At 30.4% G+C, this 2,041-nt stretch carries 2 protein-coding genes; both read left to right on the forward strand.

Annotated features, from left to right (window positions below):
* Positions 1 to 922: hypothetical protein (locus tag VK071_00920; GenBank protein ID HLR33878.1), on the forward strand; the 922-nt coding region annotated here is incomplete at its 5' end.
* A 33-nt stretch (positions 923 to 955) separates the two neighbouring features.
* Positions 956 to 1,963, forward strand: a complete 1,008-nt coding sequence (locus VK071_00925; GenBank protein HLR33879.1) for a LacI family DNA-binding transcriptional regulator — start codon at positions 956 to 958, stop codon at positions 1,961 to 1,963.
* The last annotated feature ends 78 nt before the right edge of the window (positions 1,964 to 2,041 follow it).

Raw genomic sequence — 2,041 nt, forward strand, 5'->3', positions numbered from 1 at the left:
AGTTAAAAATATGGAGCCTATAGTTCCAGTAAGGAATCCATACTTAGATAAAAAAGAAATAGAACATTACCATATTATTACTGATGAAGAATTAGAATTACTAGAAGATAAATTTGTAAAGGCTGCTGAACTAGCTAAAGAAGCTGGATTCGATGCAGTAGACATAAAAGCATGTCATAGATATTTATGTTCTGAGTTATTATCTTCCCATACTCGAGAGGGTAAATATGGTGGTTCTTTTGAAAATAGAACTAGATTTTTACTTAATATTATAGATAAAATAAAAGAAAAACTTGGAGATAGTATTGGAATTACAGTAAGATTAAACGTTTATGATGCACACCCTTATCCCTATGGTTTTGGTGTATCAAAAGAAGAAGGGATTAAACCAGACCTTGAAGAACCAATAAGGTTAATAAAAGAACTTTCTAAAAGAGGAGTAGAAATATTAAATGTAACAGCAGGTAACCCCTACTATAATCCTCATATAGGAAGACCATATGACACAGGACCTTATGTACCTAAAGAACATCCTTTAGAAGCTATTGCAAGATTTATAGAACTTACAAAAACTATTTCCAAAGAAGTTCCAGAAATAAAGGTAATAGCTCCTGGATTTAGTTGGTTAAGAGAATTTGCACCCCATGTTATGGCAGGAGCTATAGAAAAAGGATATTGTCAACTAGTAGGCTTCGGAAGACAATCTTTTGCATATCCTAACTTTGCCAGAGATATTATAAATAGCGATGGATTAGATCCTAAGAAATGCTGTATATCCTGTAGTAAATGTACTGAAATGATGAGAGATGGAGGAGTTACAGGTTGTGTAATAAGAGATAAGGAGATGTATTTAGAAAAATATTTAAAAGGTAGAGAAGGAAAAGCATCTCAAGTTGGAAAACATATTGCGGATCATTTATAATAGATATTAAAACTCAAAGAAAGGGATATTAATATGTACACCATTAAAGATGTTGCAAAACTGGCAGGGGTATCTACTAGTACTGTATCTCGAGCCTTAAGTGGTAATATACCAGTAAGTGAAGAGACAAAAGCTAAAGTTATGAAGGCAGTAAAAGAGTTAAATTACAAACCAAACTTAATGGCAAAGGGATTAAAAGAAGGAAAATCAAATGTTATAGGATTAATAATTCCTGATATTCAAAACCCTATATTTCCATCAATAGTTAGAGGGATTGAAGATGCTGCTAGAAATAATGGATTTAATGTTGTTCTAATAAATACTGATGAAAATATTGATAATGAAGTAGCTGCCGTTAATATGTTAAAAAACAGATGGATAGATGGTTTCATCTTTGCTACAGCAACTTCAACTGAAAATTCTAAACATATTTATCAGTTAATTAAAGAAAACATCCCAGTAGTATTAATAATTAGAAATATTGGAGAAGACTTTAATTCTGTAGTAACAAACAACTGTGAAGCCTCCTACGAAGCTGTTTCTTATATGATAAATAGAGGATTAAGAAAGATTGGAATAGTAAACGGAGATTTAAATTTAAATCTTTATATGGAAAGATTTAAAGGCTATAGAGAAGCTTTAGCTGACAATGAATTAGAAGTAGTAGACGAAATATGCTTTAATTCATCTAATTCAGGGTTAAGTTGTTATGAATTGCTTAAAGATTATTTTAGTAAAGAAGAAAATAGAAATAAAATAGATGGAATTTTTGCTACAAATGACTACAAAGCTATAGATGCAGTTAGGGCAATTAAGGACTCAGGATTAAAAGTACCAGAAGATATATCAATAATGGGCTTTGATGATGTAAAAATAAGTAGTTTTATTGATCCACCACTAACAACAGTTTCTCAGCCTTTTTATGAAATTGGGGAAAGATCTGTAGAACGTTTACTAGGGTTAATAAATACAAAAGACCTGACAAATAAAAAGGTAGAAGTTTTAGACTCAAAATTAACTATTAGAAACTCAGTTATATAGTTAATAAGAATTCTAGAAAAATTTATTAAGTTAAATGCAATCGATTGTATTTAACTTAATTTATAGTCAAAAGGAGTG

The sequence above is a fragment of the Tissierellales bacterium genome, assembly GCA_035301805.1.
Taxonomy (GTDB): Bacteria; Bacillota; Clostridia; order Tissierellales; family DATGTQ01; genus DATGTQ01.